General features: G+C 60.5%; 8 protein-coding genes. 2 read left to right on the plus strand and 6 right to left on the minus strand.

The genetic code is table 11. The features are described 5' to 3' along the window. Positions 1-30 precede the first annotated feature (30 nt). Entirely contained in the window at positions 31-2,028 is a 1,998-nt protein-coding gene (locus NP603_RS00130) for a methyl-accepting chemotaxis protein (RefSeq protein WP_256608884.1), read from the minus strand. Positions 2,029-2,408: 380 nt separating this feature from the next. Between NP603_RS00130 and NP603_RS00135 the strand changes: the two genes are divergently transcribed. Continuing rightward, a complete protein-coding gene (locus tag NP603_RS00135) occupies positions 2,409-4,574 on the plus strand; it encodes a zeta toxin family protein (protein ID WP_256608885.1) in 2,166 nt (721 codons plus the stop codon). A gap of 82 nt (positions 4,575-4,656) precedes the next feature. Continuing rightward, a complete protein-coding gene (locus NP603_RS00140) occupies positions 4,657-5,391 on the plus strand; it encodes a VPLPA-CTERM sorting domain-containing protein (protein ID WP_256608886.1) in 735 nt (244 codons plus the stop codon). A gap of 224 nt (positions 5,392-5,615) precedes the next feature. Here the strand turns inward: NP603_RS00140 and NP603_RS00145 are convergent, their stop codons facing one another. From NP603_RS00145 to NP603_RS00165, 5 genes are all read right to left on the minus strand, one after another. After that, the gene (locus NP603_RS00145) at positions 5,616-6,683 is read right to left on the minus strand and encodes an alkene reductase (RefSeq protein ID WP_256608887.1); all 1,068 of its coding nucleotides are present in this window, start codon (positions 6,681-6,683) and stop codon (positions 5,616-5,618) included. Positions 6,684-6,964: 281 nt separating this feature from the next. Beyond that, complete coding sequence (locus NP603_RS00150) at positions 6,965-10,069, minus strand: efflux RND transporter permease subunit (protein ID WP_256608888.1); 3,105 nt, start codon at positions 10,067-10,069, stop codon at positions 6,965-6,967. Next, the gene (locus tag NP603_RS00155; RefSeq protein WP_256608889.1) at positions 10,066-11,232 is read right to left on the minus strand and encodes an efflux RND transporter periplasmic adaptor subunit; all 1,167 of its coding nucleotides are present in this window, start codon (positions 11,230-11,232) and stop codon (positions 10,066-10,068) included. The genes NP603_RS00150 and NP603_RS00155 overlap by 4 nt, the downstream gene beginning before the upstream one ends. After that, the gene (locus NP603_RS00160; RefSeq protein WP_256608890.1) at positions 11,229-12,632 is read right to left on the minus strand and encodes an efflux transporter outer membrane subunit; all 1,404 of its coding nucleotides are present in this window, start codon (positions 12,630-12,632) and stop codon (positions 11,229-11,231) included. The genes NP603_RS00155 and NP603_RS00160 overlap by 4 nt, the downstream gene beginning before the upstream one ends. Before the next feature lie 205 nt (positions 12,633-12,837). Further along, positions 12,838-14,358, minus strand: coding sequence for a fumarate hydratase (locus NP603_RS00165; protein WP_305891281.1), 1,521 nt, complete (start codon positions 14,356-14,358; stop codon positions 12,838-12,840).

A 14,358-nucleotide genomic window follows, 5' to 3' on the forward strand; every position in this document is an offset into this window, starting at 1 on the left:
GCAGGCCAGTTTACCGGGCTGCGCGGCAAGTCAAGCGCCGATCTTGAACTGGTTAATCAAGCCGTTCAGATTTTCCGCCAGCCGGTTCAGATGGCTGGCGGCTTGCGTGGTTTGTTCTGCACCGGTCGCGGTTTGCTCGGACAGGCTAGTGATGTGGATGATGTTGCGGTTGATTTCTTCGGTCACGGCGCTTTGCTGCTCGGCGGCGCTGGCGATCTGCAAATTCATCGCGTCTATCGTCGCCACCGAACGGCCGATCGATTCCAACATCGCCATAGCGTCTTGCGAACGCTCGACGCCGATCTGGGCTTGGCTACAGCTCTGTTGCATCACCCTGACCGCCTCGCGCGTACCGCTTTGCAATTGGGCGATCATGTTTTCTATCGTTGCAGTGGATTCTTGGGTCCGGCTGGCCAGGCTGCGCACCTCGTCGGCTACGACCGCGAAACCGCGGCCGTGCTCGCCGGCTCTGGCCGCTTCGATCGCAGCGTTCAGCGCCAGCAGATTGGTCTGTTCGGCGATGCTTTTGATCACATCCAACAACGCGCCGATCGATTCGCTGCTCTTTTCCAGATTTCGAATCACGTTAGCGGCCGCTTCGACGTCGCGCGCCAACTGGCTGATGGCCTGGGTGGTACTCTGGACCACGTTTTTACCGTTTTTGGCCTGCTCGTTGGCACTGCTGGCGGCCTGCGCCGCGTTACTGGTGGTGGCCGCCACATCGTGGATCGTTGCGCTCATCTCGGTAACCGCGGTTGCCACCGACGCGGTCTCTTGGCGTTGGCGGTCAATATGGGCGGCGCTCTGGCTGGCGACGTTATAGACCTGTTCCGAAGACACATGCAGCTCACTGCTGGTATGCATGATCTGGCGCAGCAGCGCCGAGCTGGTTTCGACCATCGCATTGAAATTCTTGCCGATTTCGCGCATTTCGTCCTCGGATTCGATATGCAGCCTTACAGTCAAGTCGTTTCTGGCAATGCGTTGGGTGGCGCTATTGATCAACGTGATATTCCGGTTTACCGAGCGGGTCAGTCCGGCCAGCAGTAGCACCACGGCGATCAATATCCCGGCCAAACCGGCCACAGTCAGTTGCAAAGACTGGTTCGCCGCGTCGGCGCGGGCCGCGAACAGGCCGCTCAGTTCTTGAATCAGACCGTTGTAGAGTCGGTAAGACTGGGTGATGGCGTCGGTGGACATCTGGAACACGCTGTCGCTACCAACGCGAACAGTATCGCTTTCCAGCAATTCGCGCCGGATCAAATCCTGCATCGCCTGCAAGGCCTGGCTGTGGTTCTGGATAGCAACCTGAAGTTTAGAGCCGACCTCGGGATTTTCGGCGGCGGCTACTCGTAACCCTCGATCCAATTTTCGGGCATAAGTGTCGATGTTGGCCATCAGCAGCAACAGTTTGTTTTTCGTTTCCGGGCTGAGTTGGCCTTTCGCGGCGGCTCCGGATGCCAGCGCCCGGGTTTGGCCCATGAATTCGATCAGTTGCGGCAAATCCACGGTCAACGCGAAACCCAGATGAAAACTGTCCAACTTCGGATCGAGGACGATGCCGGAGGTATTGGCGATATGCGTAATCAAATCCAGGCCATCGGCGATCAAGGCATTGTGGGCGGCGATCACCGCGCCTAGTTCCTGCTCCATCGCATTGGATTGTACCGAAGTCCATTGCTGTCGGAGTCTGGCCAGCGGCTCGGCCGTTTTTAAAAGGATGGTTGCCGTTTGATCGAGCCGCGCCAACTCCGCAAAATCGGTATCGATCTCCTGACGTTTGCCGATGATGCGTTCCTTGAATTGTTCTGCGCCGTTGCGATAGGCGTTGGTCATGCCGCGATGCTGTTGAATGTGCTCGATCGGTAGCCGCAGCAACTTGATGTAATCCAAGCCGAGCCGCTCGCCTTCCAGGTAATTGACTTCGCCGACGAACTGCTTGACCAGGATAGTACCCATTCCCAGCATCGGAATCAGGACTATGACGAACAACAAAAAGAATTTGGCCGGATAACTTAGTCTATTCATCAAAGCGACGGCCGGAGCGATCAAAAAATCCATAACTAAACCTGTTTGATTAATTTCGGCAAAGTATAGGCAATGATTATTGGGATAGTGTTTTCGGCGGACAAAGTTAGATGCTAACCAGGTTATTAATGTCCGCAATCTAATCGCATAAAATTTAAACGGATTTTAGGTATGGACCGGCGCGGGAGAAAACCTGCAAGCTCAGGCGCGTTGGCCTCGCCCGGTTGGCAGCCGCTCGTGGCAAGTTCTGCCCTACTGGAAGGGCGCCCCCAAAGGGCGGAACGATTGTTTGCGAGCGATTGATTTCTGCCGGCAAACCACGTAATTTTCAGCTCCGGCAACGGCCGCCTCCCAATCGAAAAATAAAAAGAGGGTAGAACATGTCAAACCCCTGCCGGAACCTGCCGGGTTACCGCCCGTTAAAACGTTTGCGCACCGCGTTGGCGATAGCTCAGGGCACCAGCCTGTTATCCACGCTGTTAAATGAATTGGAAACCACGGTTTCCCATGATCAGACTAAACGGGTCACTTACATGACCGGTTTATATTCGCGGATCCACCGCGAGATGTTCGGCGACTGGAAGGATCAGCCCACCGTCCCCCATCGCCCCGGCACGATGCCGGATGCCGACAAACGCAAGCAATTCCGGATCGCCATCGAACGCTTGGTGCTCGACGGCGACAGCAACCGCGATAGCGCGATTTTCGACAATAACGGCTTCGTGATCTTCAGCGACGACATGGCGGAAAGACTGGCCAGTTTTTACCACTCGCTACGCATAATCAGGCCATTCGCTTACGGCAATCGGATTACGCTGGATTTCTTTATCTCCGCTCTGGGCAACCTGCCGGCCTTCAAGGCGGTTTACGACCAGGGTATCGACTTTCGCCGGCTGACCGTCGAAGACGCCCGAGTGTTGCACGACCATGCCAGCCAGCACCGGGCTTTAAGCCGGGCCTTTCAACATGCGCTCGATTGCAGCCGTAGCAAATATTTGCGCAATCAGGCCAACCGCTACGGCAAATGGCCGGAGAACAAACGGTTTTTACTCGGTATTCCGTTTCTGTCGCACACCACGCCGGACGGTATCGAGTGCCTGCTCACCGTGACCGGCGGCTTGGTGCCGTTATCGAGCATTGCCGCCGAGCAATTGATCGCCGGCCAACATTTTGCAGACAATCCGCTCAGCGTATCGGAACACGTGATCGGCTATCTGCCCGGCACCGAGGACTTGCGAGCTCCGGGCAAGACCGAGATCGACGCAATTCCGATCCGCGCCGACGGCGTTGCGCCGTTATTCTGTCTCGACGTGAATATGCTGACCGGTTTGCGCTCGCCGAGCCAGGCCGAGTTGATCGACTTATTGAAGCAGTGCGCCGGGGAGCAGGCCAATCTGTTCTGGCTGGCGGACAACGCATCGCTCAGAGACAAGATGCTTGCCGCCGCCCAGCGCGAGACGCGGCTGCGGCGTACCGTCGAGATCGCCTACGCCCGGCTCGGAAAAATCAACGCGATGTTGATGGCTGCCTGCGACGCGATTTTTGCCGGCAAAACCGCGGTGGCCGAGCCGCAATTTTTAATGAGTATGGGCGGAGCCGGGGCCGGTAAAACTGCGGTCGAGGAAATTGCCGGCGCGATCTGCGGCGATAATTTCGTGATCGCCTCGCTGGACGAATTCCGCAAGCTCAGCGACTTGTACCGCTTGTTGACCGCCGCCAACCACCACAGCGACGACTACATCTACATCGAACCCTTCGCCAACCGCCTGCGCGACTTGGTGGCGCAACGGGCTTGCGAACAACGCATCAACATTTTGTACGACGGCACCGGCATTCCTTACCATCCGCGCTACTCGGCCATCATCAAACAATTCCGCGCCGCTGGTTTCCGTACCCGGATTACCGCCGTCGATGCATTTTTGGTGAAACCGGCCGGCCGGGAGTTGGAGCTGTCGCGCTCCGGCGTGGTCGGCAGTGTCAAAGCCCGGTTTCAGGCCAGCGGCCGGGCGTTGCCGTGGGTGGTGACCATCGACAAACACATACGCTCGCCGCAGGAATTTTTGCATGCGCTGGAGGATGCAGCCGTGTCGAAAATAGCGCTGTTCGCCAACGACGGCGAGCGCGACCGCCACTATCTGGTGGCTGAAAGCTTTCTGATGGATGATGGCGAATTGGAAGACTTGCAACAGCAACAACTGAGCGGCAATCTGGCGGAATATTTGCTCGGCCTGATCCGCTCGCATCCCGATTCGGCCTTGAAAAGTCTGGCCGGTACCGACGAGCAGCGCTTGGCCGCCTTGCTGGCGCGCAATAGCGAAAGCGGCGAAGACAACGTGGGTTATCTGGTTTACAAAGGCGCCGAAACCAATCGGGTGCTGGCGATTTACCACTTGCGCCGCTTGATCGATTTCGTCGAAAAGCGCCAACTCAACCCGAATGCGTCCGGCGAAGAAGGCTTGCTGCATAAACCGGCCGCATTGGCGTTCCATATCGATCCTTACGCCAAAGATTCCTGGGTGACGCGCTTGCAGGGCAGCCAGGAGTGAAGCCGATTGTCCTTTGGTTCAGTCTCATTTAAGTTTCGGGCCGCTAAAATCGCTACCATCTATTTTAAAAGCGAGACCGCAAATGAATTGGACAGTTACTTACAAAACCGCGGCGATGGCCGGCGTTCTGATGCTATCGGCCGCTTCAGCCTCGGCCGCACCGACCAGCTTTAATTTCACCCGCATCACCAGCAATGCGGCCGAAGACGTCGGCAGCCAATTGCAAATGGATGTCTACAACAATGCCGATGCTTCGGCGTTTCTGAATCAAACCCTGACCAACCAAGTCCTGTTTACCTTTGCTAACAGCGCCCAGACCGCCGCCAATATTGCCGAAGTTTACTTCGACGATAACGGCTTTCTGGCTTCGCAAACCGCGATCTTGAACAGCTTGGAGGGCTTTACTTCTTTCAGCCCGGTGAGCTGGACCAAACCCAACGGTACTTTGAAAAACGTGGTGTTGCCGGGCGGTAATAACGCAGACCCGGATTTCCAACCTACCCCGTATTTCGGTGCGAACGTCGACCCGGGTAATCCGAGCCTAGGCGTTAATACCGGCTCCGACCTGTTAGGCATCCTGGTGTCGTTGAATAACGGCTACGGCTTCGACGATATCAGCTCCGCGCTGGCCAGCGGCGATTTACGCATCGGTTTACACGTCAGATCGATCGGTGTAGCGGGAGCGAGCGATTCGTTTATCAATAACCGAATTCCAACCGAAACCATCAGCGGTGTGCCGCTGCCGGCAAGCGCCTGGATGTTCCTGAGCGGCTTGGTTGGTTTTTTGGGCTGGCAGCGCCGCAGAACCGAAGCTTAAACCTCTCACTCAACTGATTCTTGAACGGCCCGCCGCGACGGGCCGTTTTTATTTCCAATTCCAGGCGACGGCCAAGCTTTCCGATGGATTGGCCGGTCTCGGTAGCCAAGTATTCGACGATATTCTCTAGGCAAACTCGCCTGCATTGCCCTCGGCTTCCGCTCGAAACCAATTTATTATCGTGTGGCAGGTCGGCGGACCGGCCGATCGCCGGCTTCCCACTTTCACTCGGCTAAAAACGGATAATCGGTATATCCCTTGCTCGGCCCTGCTTCGCCGTAGAGATAAAACGTCGCAGCGTCGAACGGCGTCAACGGTGCGCCGATTTGTAGGCGACGCGGCAGATCGGGGTTGGCGATGAAATGTTTGCCGAACGACACCGCGTCCGCCTCGCCATCGGCGACAGCTTGTGCCGCACTCTCCGCCGTGAAGTTTTCATTGGCGATCAACACGCCGCCGAAACGGCATTTCAAGGCCGGGCTGATCGCGTCGGCGCCTTGCGCTTCGCGGGTGAAGATAAAGGCGACCTGGCGTCGGCCCAGTTGCTCGGCGACGTAACCGAATGTCGCCAGCGGGTCGGAGTCGCCCATGCTATGCATGTCGCAGCGCGGCGACAGATGCACGCCGACGCGACCGGCGCCCCAGACCGAAATCGCGGCATCGGTCACTTCCAGCAACAAGCGGGCGCGGTTTGCCACCGGGCCGCCGTAGACGTCGTCGCGGCGGTTAGTACTGTCTTGCAAGAACTGGTCGAGCAAATAGCCGTTGGCGGCGTGAATTTCGACGCCGTCGAAGCCGGCCAGTTTGGCGTTGGCCGCACCTTGGCGAAAGGCTTCGACGATGGCGGGAATTTCGTCCAGTGCCAGCGCGCGCGGCGTAACGAAATCGCGCATCGGCCGTAACAGGCTGACGTGGCCTTGGGCGGCAATCGCACTCGGTGCGACCGGCAATTCCCCATCCAGATAGTAGGGGTCGGAAATCCGGCCGACATGCCACAATTGCAACAACATACGGCCGCCGGCGGCGTGGACGGCCGCGGTGACGCCGCGCCAGCCGTCGATTTGCGCTTGCGACCAGATCCCCGGCGTGTCCGGATAACCAACGCCCTGCGGGCTGACGCAGGTGGCTTCGCTGATAATCAGACCGGCACTGGCCCGCTGCGCGTAGTACTCCGCCATCAACGCATTGGGGACGCGGCCGGCGCTGGCGCGGCAGCGGGTCAACGGCGCCATGACGATGCGGTTGGGCAATTCGAGCTCGCCGATACGGATAGGTTCGAACAATGGCTTCATGCGTTACTGCTCCTGCTTGCTGGATTTGAAAAACGGTCAATATAGCAGCCGCAGACTAAGACGCACATCTGACGAACAACCAGCACGCCGTTACCGGCAACGCTCGACGGACAGCGTTGCACTAAGCGCACCTGGATTTTGGGGAGACGGCATATTGGTCTATTCCAGACCGCACTCCACTTGAGAATCGCCATGCATCGACGAATACGGTTACCTAGCGATGGTCGGCCAAATTGGCGCTCGCCGGCAACTGCAACTTTTCCCTAACCCCGCCGCTCGGCTCATTTCTCGCCCAACAGCGCGTAACACGCCGGGGTCAAAATCAAGCTGGCCGCCATGCCGATCAGCAGGCCGGCGGACAGCGATAAGGTCATCGGGATCAGGAATTGGGCTTGCGGGCTGGTTTCCAGCAGGGTGGGCAGGAAGCCGGCGAAGTTGGTCAGGAAGGCCAGCAGGATGGGCCGAAAGCGGGAGCAGCAGGCTTCGGCGATCAGCTCGTCCACCGGGCGGTCGTCGCCGTCGTGCTGGCGCAGATAGTCCAGCAACACCAGGCTGTCGTTGACGACGACGCCGCTGGCGGCGATCATGCCGACCAGGGATTCCATCGACAACGGCAGGCCGGCCGCCCAGTGGGCCAGCACCGCACCGCACCAGGCCACCGGCGCAGCCAGCAGAAAGATTAGCGGTTTGGCGTAGGAGCGGAACGGCACTGCCATCAGCGCGTAGATCACCAACAGCGCGATCAACGTGTTTTTACCGAATGCGGCCAGCAGTTGTTTCTGTTCCTGGCGCTGTTGGCCGATTTTGACGTTCAGGCCGGGAAAACGGCTTTCCAGTAGCGGGAACACGTCGCGCTCCAGCACCGCGTAGACTTCGTTGGCGTCGGCCACGGTCGGATCGACCCTGGCCTGGACTTTCAAGACCCGTTGCCGGTCTTCGCGCACGATGCGGGCGTAACCTTGCAGCACTTCGACGGCGGCCAAGCTAGACAGCGGCGCGCTGGCGCCGTTGGGCAGGCGCACCGGCTGGGCCTTGAGTTGCTCCAGCGAACGGCGCTCGCGCAGCGGAAAACGCACCATTACCTTGACTTCCTTGCGGCCGCGCATGAAGCGATGCACTTCCTCGCCGTAATAGCCGTTGCGGACCTGCTCGGCCAGTTGTTCCAGGCGCATGCCCAGCCGTTCGGCTTCGGGCTTCAGCGTTAAGTGAATCTCCGGCTTGCCGGGTTCGCCGGAATCGATCACGTCGTAGGCGCCGCGAAAGCCCTTGATCTGTTGCTTGAGCTGTTCGACCGCTGGGCCGAGTTGGGCCGGATTGTCGGCGCCGACCGTCAGTTCCAGGTCGTAGGGTTGGTCGCCTTCCTTGAAAATGAAATCGACCTGGCCGATTTGAATGTCGCCGATGCGCTGGCGCCAGTCGCGGATGAAGTCCTCGACCTTGATGCGCTGGCGGCCGGCCGCCGACAATTCCAGCCACAGGCCGGCGCCGTGTTCCCAGACGATGGTTTCGACGCCGACGATGACACTGTGCTCGGGGTGTTGGCCGCGCTTGCCGGCGCCGGGCGGCACGCCGTCCAGTTCGTCGCGTAATTCAAACAAGGCGTTTTCGACCCGGTTGGCCAAGGCTTGGGTTTCGCTGTACGGCGCGCTTTGCGGCAGCCGGATCGACACCCAGAAGCTGTCCTTGGACACGTCCGGATTGATCGATTGGCGCACCCGGTCGCTGGCGACCAGCCCCCAACAAATAATCAACAAGGCGGCGAACAGCGCGACGGTCAGATAGCGCCAGCGCAACGCGCCCGCCAGCAGCGGCCGGTACACTTGCTCGACGAAACTGTCCAGGCCGCCGTTCAGCCGGGCGCGCAACCGGTGCAAGCCGTTGGCGGCGGTCGGCGCCGGTACCGGCGCGACCAGATGCGAGGGCAGGATCAACAGGGCCTCGACCAGCGAGAACACCAGCGTCAGGATCATGATCAGACAGATCGGCCGCATCATTTGCCCGGCCCAGCCCGGTAAATACAAGCCCGGCAGAAACGCGACCAACACGATCAACACCGACAGCGTGACCGGCAAGGCCACCGCGCGCACGCCGTTGACTGCGGCTTGCAGAGGGGTTTCGCCGCCTTCGAGCTGGCGGCTGTGCACGCTTTCGCCGATGATGATCGCATCGTCCACCAGCACGCCCATCGCCAGTAAAAAGCCGAACAAGGACAGCATGTTCAGCGAAACATCCAACGCCGGCATCAGCCAGAATGCGCCCAACACCGAGGTGAAAATGCCGACGCCGGCCCATAGTGCCACCCGCACTCGCAGGAACAGCGTCAAAACCAAACACACCAGCAAAAAGCCGCTCAAACCGTCTTCGAGCAAAGTGCCGATGCGTTCGTCATAGGCCTGGGAATCGTCCCACCAGGTAATCAAACGCAAACCTTCCGGCAGGCCGGCGCGCATGGCCGCGATTTCCGATTTGACTTTGCGCGCCACTGCCACGCTGTCGCGTTCGGTATGCACCTCCCAACCTTGCGCGGTTTCGCCGTTGTGGCGCCAGTCGTACAAGCGTTCTTCCAGGCCGTCGTGGATCGTGGCGATTTGGTCCAGCTGCAGCCGATTGCCGTCCGGCAAAGTCTTGACGATCAACGCGCCGACCGCGTCGGCATCCTTGGCCCGGCCGGCCACCCGTAGCAACAATTCGCCGTCCGGATTGCGCACCAAGCCGCCCGGGAGATCGACCGACGCCGCGCGCACAGCCCGGGTGACATCGTCCAGCGTCAATTGGTATTTGCGCATTTGCTCCGGCGCGACTTCGATGCCGATCTCGTAATTGCGTTCGCCATAATTGCGCACCCGGCTGACGCCCGGTATCGTCGACAATTGCTGTTGAATCCGATCGCCGAACTGCTGCAGCTTAAAGGCATCGGTAGCGCCGTGCAGCGCCACCCAGATCACGCCGTCGTCGTCCTTGCGGTCGGCCGGCAATACGTCGATTTTTTCCAGTTGCCTGGGCAGGCGCGGAATGGCTTGCACCCTGGCGCGCAGCAAGGCCATCATTTGCTCGCGGTCACGGTCGGGCATCATCTCGACCGCCAAGGTGCAGGTGTCGCCCTGAATTTCGCCGTGCAAATGCTTGATGCCGGGCAGGTCGTGCACCGCTTCTTCGATTGGGATGCACACCGCTTCCTCGACTTCGGACGGCCCGGCGCCGGGGAAGACGGCGGTAATTTCGATCTGATGCGGACTGAAGCGCGGAAACACTTCCTTGTCGACGTCCAACATGCCGATCAAGCCGCCAGCCAGGATCAGCAACATCAATAAATTGGCCGCGACCGGATTGCCGGCAAACCAGGCCAAGACCCCACCCAGGCGGGCCGCGCCGTTCGAGCCGCTCATGGTTGGCTTGGCGCCGCTTCGACCCGCATGCCGGCCACCGGCAGCGGCATTTCCGAAACCACCACCCGGTCGCCGGTCTGCAAGCCGGACTTGACGACGACCCGACCCGGCTCGCTGCGCAGGATCTCGACGTCGCGGAACATCAGGCGCTGTTCGGCATCGATCAACTTAACCTGCTGCAGATTGTTCAACGCGCTACGCGGCAAGGCATACAGTCCGGCGCGGGCCACGCCCTCGATTTCGGCTTGGACGAACAGGCCGCTCAACAGCGGCGCGGCGCCGTCCCGGCTGTGATCGGGTTGCTCGACTTGGGCGACCAGAAACAACTGGCCGCTGCTGCTGTCCAGCTCGGCCTCGCTGCGGACGATGCGCCCGCGCCAGGTTTGCGGCTGGCCGGCCACCTCCGCGCTCAAGGTCACCGCCGGCCAATGCGCCGCGCGGCCGGCTTGGCCCAGCGGCAAATCCAGAAAGGCCAGTTCGTTGATACCGACCGGCAACCGAATCTCGGCGATGTCGTTGGCGTAAATCCTTGCAATCGTCGCGCCGGCCTGCAAAAACTGGCCGCGGCCGACTTGCTTGCTCAACACCCGGCCGGAAAACGGCGCCCGGATCTCGCAGCGGCTGCGGTCGAGTTTGGCTTTGGCCAGATCGGCTGCGGCGGCCTGCAATTTGGCTTCGGCTTCGGCCAGTTGCGGTTTGCGCAAGGCCAGATCGCTGGCTTCGCCCTGGCCCAGTGCCTGCCATTCGCTCAGCGCCTGTTCGGCCTGGGCGCGTTCGTTGATCAGCACCCGCTTGGCTTCGGCAATCTTGGCCTGGGTGGCGACGATGGCGTAATCGTAGTCGCGCGGGTCTATCGTCGCCAACAGTTCGTCGGCCTTGAAAAAACCGCCGGACACCAGCGCCGGGTGCATCTGCTCGACTTTGCCGGAGACTTGGGCGATCAGGTCGATCGCTTCGCGCGGGGCAACCACGCCTTGCGAATGCACGTTCATTTGCAAGGTTTGCGGCTGCACCTCGACCACTTCGACCTGAGGTACCGGCGGCTCGGCCGGCGCCGGAAAACTGCTCGGCCGCAAGGCGATCATGGCCCAGGCCGCACCAACGGCCGCGCTCAACACCGCAGCCGGCAAGATCAATTGTAACCAACGGGATTTTTCGTTCACACCGGGCCGCCCAAGGCTAAGTACAAGTTGATGCGATTGGCTAGTAATTGCCGCCGCACCGCCAGATGCGCGCTTTGCGCGTTCAGGGTGCTGCGGTAGCTGTCCAGCAGGGTCAGAATTTCGATCAGGCCCTGCTGGTAGGAATACACCGCCAGCTTGCGGCTGGCTTCGGTTTGCTCGACGGCCTCGCGTAGCGCCTGTTCCTGCTCCCGCAAGCGGGTTTCGGCGGCCAGGGCTTGTTCGACTTCGCGGAACGCGTTCAACGCCACGCTCTGGTATTGTTGGTAGGCCTCGCGAACTCGGGCCTGATTCAAGCGAATCTCGGCTTGCAAACGGTCGCCGGTAAACAAGGGTTGAGCCAGGCCGGCCGCCAAATTCCAGGCCGCTGCGCGCGGATCGATAATTTCGGCCAAGGCCGGGCTGGCGCTGCCGCCGGCAGCCGTCAACGTCAGCCGCGGCAATAGTGCTTTTTCGGCGCTTTCCAGGCCGGAGTCGGCGGCTTGCAAGCGTTGGAAGGCGGCGGTAATGTCGGGGCGGCGCTGCAGCAGTTCCGCCGGCAGGCCGGCGGCCAGGCCGGGCGGCGGCTCCGGCAAGCTGTTCGGAGCGGAAGCGGATGTGCTGCTTACATCGGATTGGGCTACCCGGCCGTCCGGATAACGGCCGAGCAGGGTTTGCAGTAGCCGCGCCAACAATTGCACATCGTTGTCGGCTTGCGCCAGTTGGGCTTGGGCATTGGCCAGATCGGTCAATGCCAGGCGCAAATCCAGGCCGCGGGTCAGACCCCTATTAAAACGGCCACGCACCAGGTCGACGATCACGCCGCGGTCATGCACCGATTGCGCCGCAACTTGTGCCTGCAAGCGGGCTTCGGCCAAGGCAAAATAAGCTTGGGCAATCCGCGCCGCCAGCGAGAGCCTGGCCGCCCGATAATCGTCGGTCACCGCCTCGGCGTTAAGGGTCGCGGCCTGTTGCCCGGCCTTGATCCGGCCCCAGACATCCAGTTCCCAACTCAAATTAAACAGCGCGGCAAACCGGCCGGATTCGCTGCCGAGTTCGCGGCTACGCTGGTAACCGGGACTGAAATAAGTCTGCGGCCAACGCCCGGCACCAGCCACCACGGCTTGTTCGCGAGCGACATCGATGCGGGCCGCGGCGGCCTTCAAATCGAAATTGCCGGCCAGGCCATCGGCCACTAACGCCGTCAATTGCGCGTCGGTAAAGCGATCCAGCCACGCCGTGACCGACTGCTCCGGCGGCGTCGGCTGTTCCGACCATCGCGGCGGCGTCGCGAAGGCGAGATCCTGCGGATCGCGAGGCGGTAGCGGCTGGCAAGCGCACGCCGCCGCAACCAGCCAAGCGCAGAGCGTTAAAGTCGAGGCCGGTTTGCGGGGTAAGGGCATGCGTCGATGAATGAACGGTTTTGGACGGTGAGGCGGCCCTTCGCCTGCAGGGCCTCTTCAGTTAAGACGTTTCACAATCCAAAATCCCCACCGGCTTGCAAAAAAATAGGGCATATGCCGTATTTGTGCCGATTATGGAGGGAGCACAGGCCGGCCTCGGCTTCAGAGCCCTGCTTGTAAAATCAAGCGCTTGCGCGCAACACGCCTACTCCGCGACCACCTTGATTTTGCCGATTTTCGCTTGCCACAGCTTAGGCGCGCTGCTGTGAATAGACTCGCCGCGGCTGTCTACCGCGACCGTGACCGGCATGTCCTCGACCACGAATTCGTGGATCGCTTCCATGCCCAATTCCGGGAACGCGACGACCCGCGCTTGCTTGATGGCTTTGGATACCAAATAGGCCGCGCCGCCGACTGCAATCAAATACACCGCTTTGTGTCTGGCGATGGCCTCGATGGCTTGCGGGCCGCGTTCGGATTTACCGATCATGCCCAGCAGGCCGGTCTTTGCCAGCACCGTGTCGGTAAAACTGTCCATCCGCGTCGCGGTGGTCGGGCCGGCCGGGCCGACCACTTCGTCGCGCACCGGATCGACCGGGCCGACGTAGTAAATGAATTTGTCCTTTAAATCGACCCCGTCCGGCAACGCTTCGCCTTTGTTCAGCAAATCGACGATGCGTTTATGCGCGGCATCGCGGCCGGTCAACAAAGTGCCGCTAAGCAGCAGGGTTTCGCCCGGTTTCCAGTCAGCAACATCTTGCTTGCTCAGGCCGTCGATATTGACCCGGCGAGCCGTGCTGGCCGATTGGGTGATGGCCGGCCAGTCCGATAGTTTCGGCGGTGTCAAGATGGCCGGCCCGGAACCGTCCAGCTCGAAATGGGCGTGGCGGGTCGCGGCGCAGTTGGGGATCATCGCCACCGGCTTGTTGGCGGCGTGGGTTGGGTAATCGAGGATTTTGACATCCAGCACCGTGGTCAGGCCGCCCAGGCCTTGGGCGCCGATGCCCAGCGCGTTGACCTTGTCGTACAGCTCCAGCCGTAGTTCTTCGATGGCATTGCACGGCCCGCGCGCGATCAGATCTTGTATGTCGATCGAGCCCATGCAGGCCTGCTTGGCCAAAATCATCGCTTTCTCGGCAGTGCCGCCGATGCCGATGCCAAGGATGCCGGGCGGACACCAGCCGGCGCCCATGGTCGGCACGGTTTTCAACACCCAATCGACGATGTTGTCGGCCGGGTTCAACATGACGAATTTGGACTTGGCTTCCGAGCCACCGCCTTTTGCCGCGACTTCCACCTCTACCTTGTCGCCCGGCACCAGTTCCATATGCACCACCGCCGGCGTGTTGTCCTTCGTATTTATACGCTTGCCGGCCGGATCCGCCAGAATCGACGCGCGCAGCACGTTGTCCGGATGCTGATAGGCCTGGCGCACGCCCGCGTTGACCATTTCGGTCACGCTCAATTCGGCATCCCAGCGTAGGTCCATGCCAATCTTTAAAAACACCGTGACGATGCCGGTGTCCTGGCAAATCGGCCGCCGGCCTTCAGCGCACATCCTGGAGTTGATCAGTATCTGCGCCATCGCATCCTTCGCCGCCGGGCTTTGTTCCTTTTGATACGCGGCGTATAAGGCGTCGATGAAATCCTTCGGGTGGTAATAGGAAATGAACTGCAACGCGTCGGCGATGCTTTGGATGAAATCGGCTTGGCGGATCGTGGTCAT

Source organism: Methylomonas aurea, assembly GCF_024505045.1.
In the GTDB taxonomy this organism is placed as follows: Bacteria; Pseudomonadota; Gammaproteobacteria; order Methylococcales; family Methylomonadaceae; genus Methylomonas; species Methylomonas aurea.

What these genes read in the sequence shown, in the direction of transcription:
- NP603_RS00150 (WP_256608888.1), bottom strand. Translation starts at nt 10,069, where the DNA reads ATGAGCGGCTCGAACGGCGCGGCCCGCCTGGGTGGGGTCTTGGCCTGG.
- NP603_RS00165 (WP_305891281.1), bottom strand. Translation starts at nt 14,358, where the DNA reads ATGACCACGATCCGCCAAGCCGATTTCATCCAAAGCATCGCCGACGCG.
- NP603_RS00160 (WP_256608890.1), bottom strand. Translation starts at nt 12,632, where the DNA reads ATGCCCTTACCCCGCAAACCGGCCTCGACTTTAACGCTCTGCGCTTGG.
- NP603_RS00140 (WP_256608886.1), top strand. Translation starts at nt 4,657, where the DNA reads ATGAATTGGACAGTTACTTACAAAACCGCGGCGATGGCCGGCGTTCTG.
- NP603_RS00145 (WP_256608887.1), bottom strand. Translation starts at nt 6,683, where the DNA reads ATGAAGCCATTGTTCGAACCTATCCGTATCGGCGAGCTCGAATTGCCC.
- NP603_RS00135 (WP_256608885.1), top strand. Translation starts at nt 2,409, where the DNA reads ATGTCAAACCCCTGCCGGAACCTGCCGGGTTACCGCCCGTTAAAACGT.
- NP603_RS00130 (WP_256608884.1), bottom strand. Translation starts at nt 2,028, where the DNA reads ATGAATAGACTAAGTTATCCGGCCAAATTCTTTTTGTTGTTCGTCATA.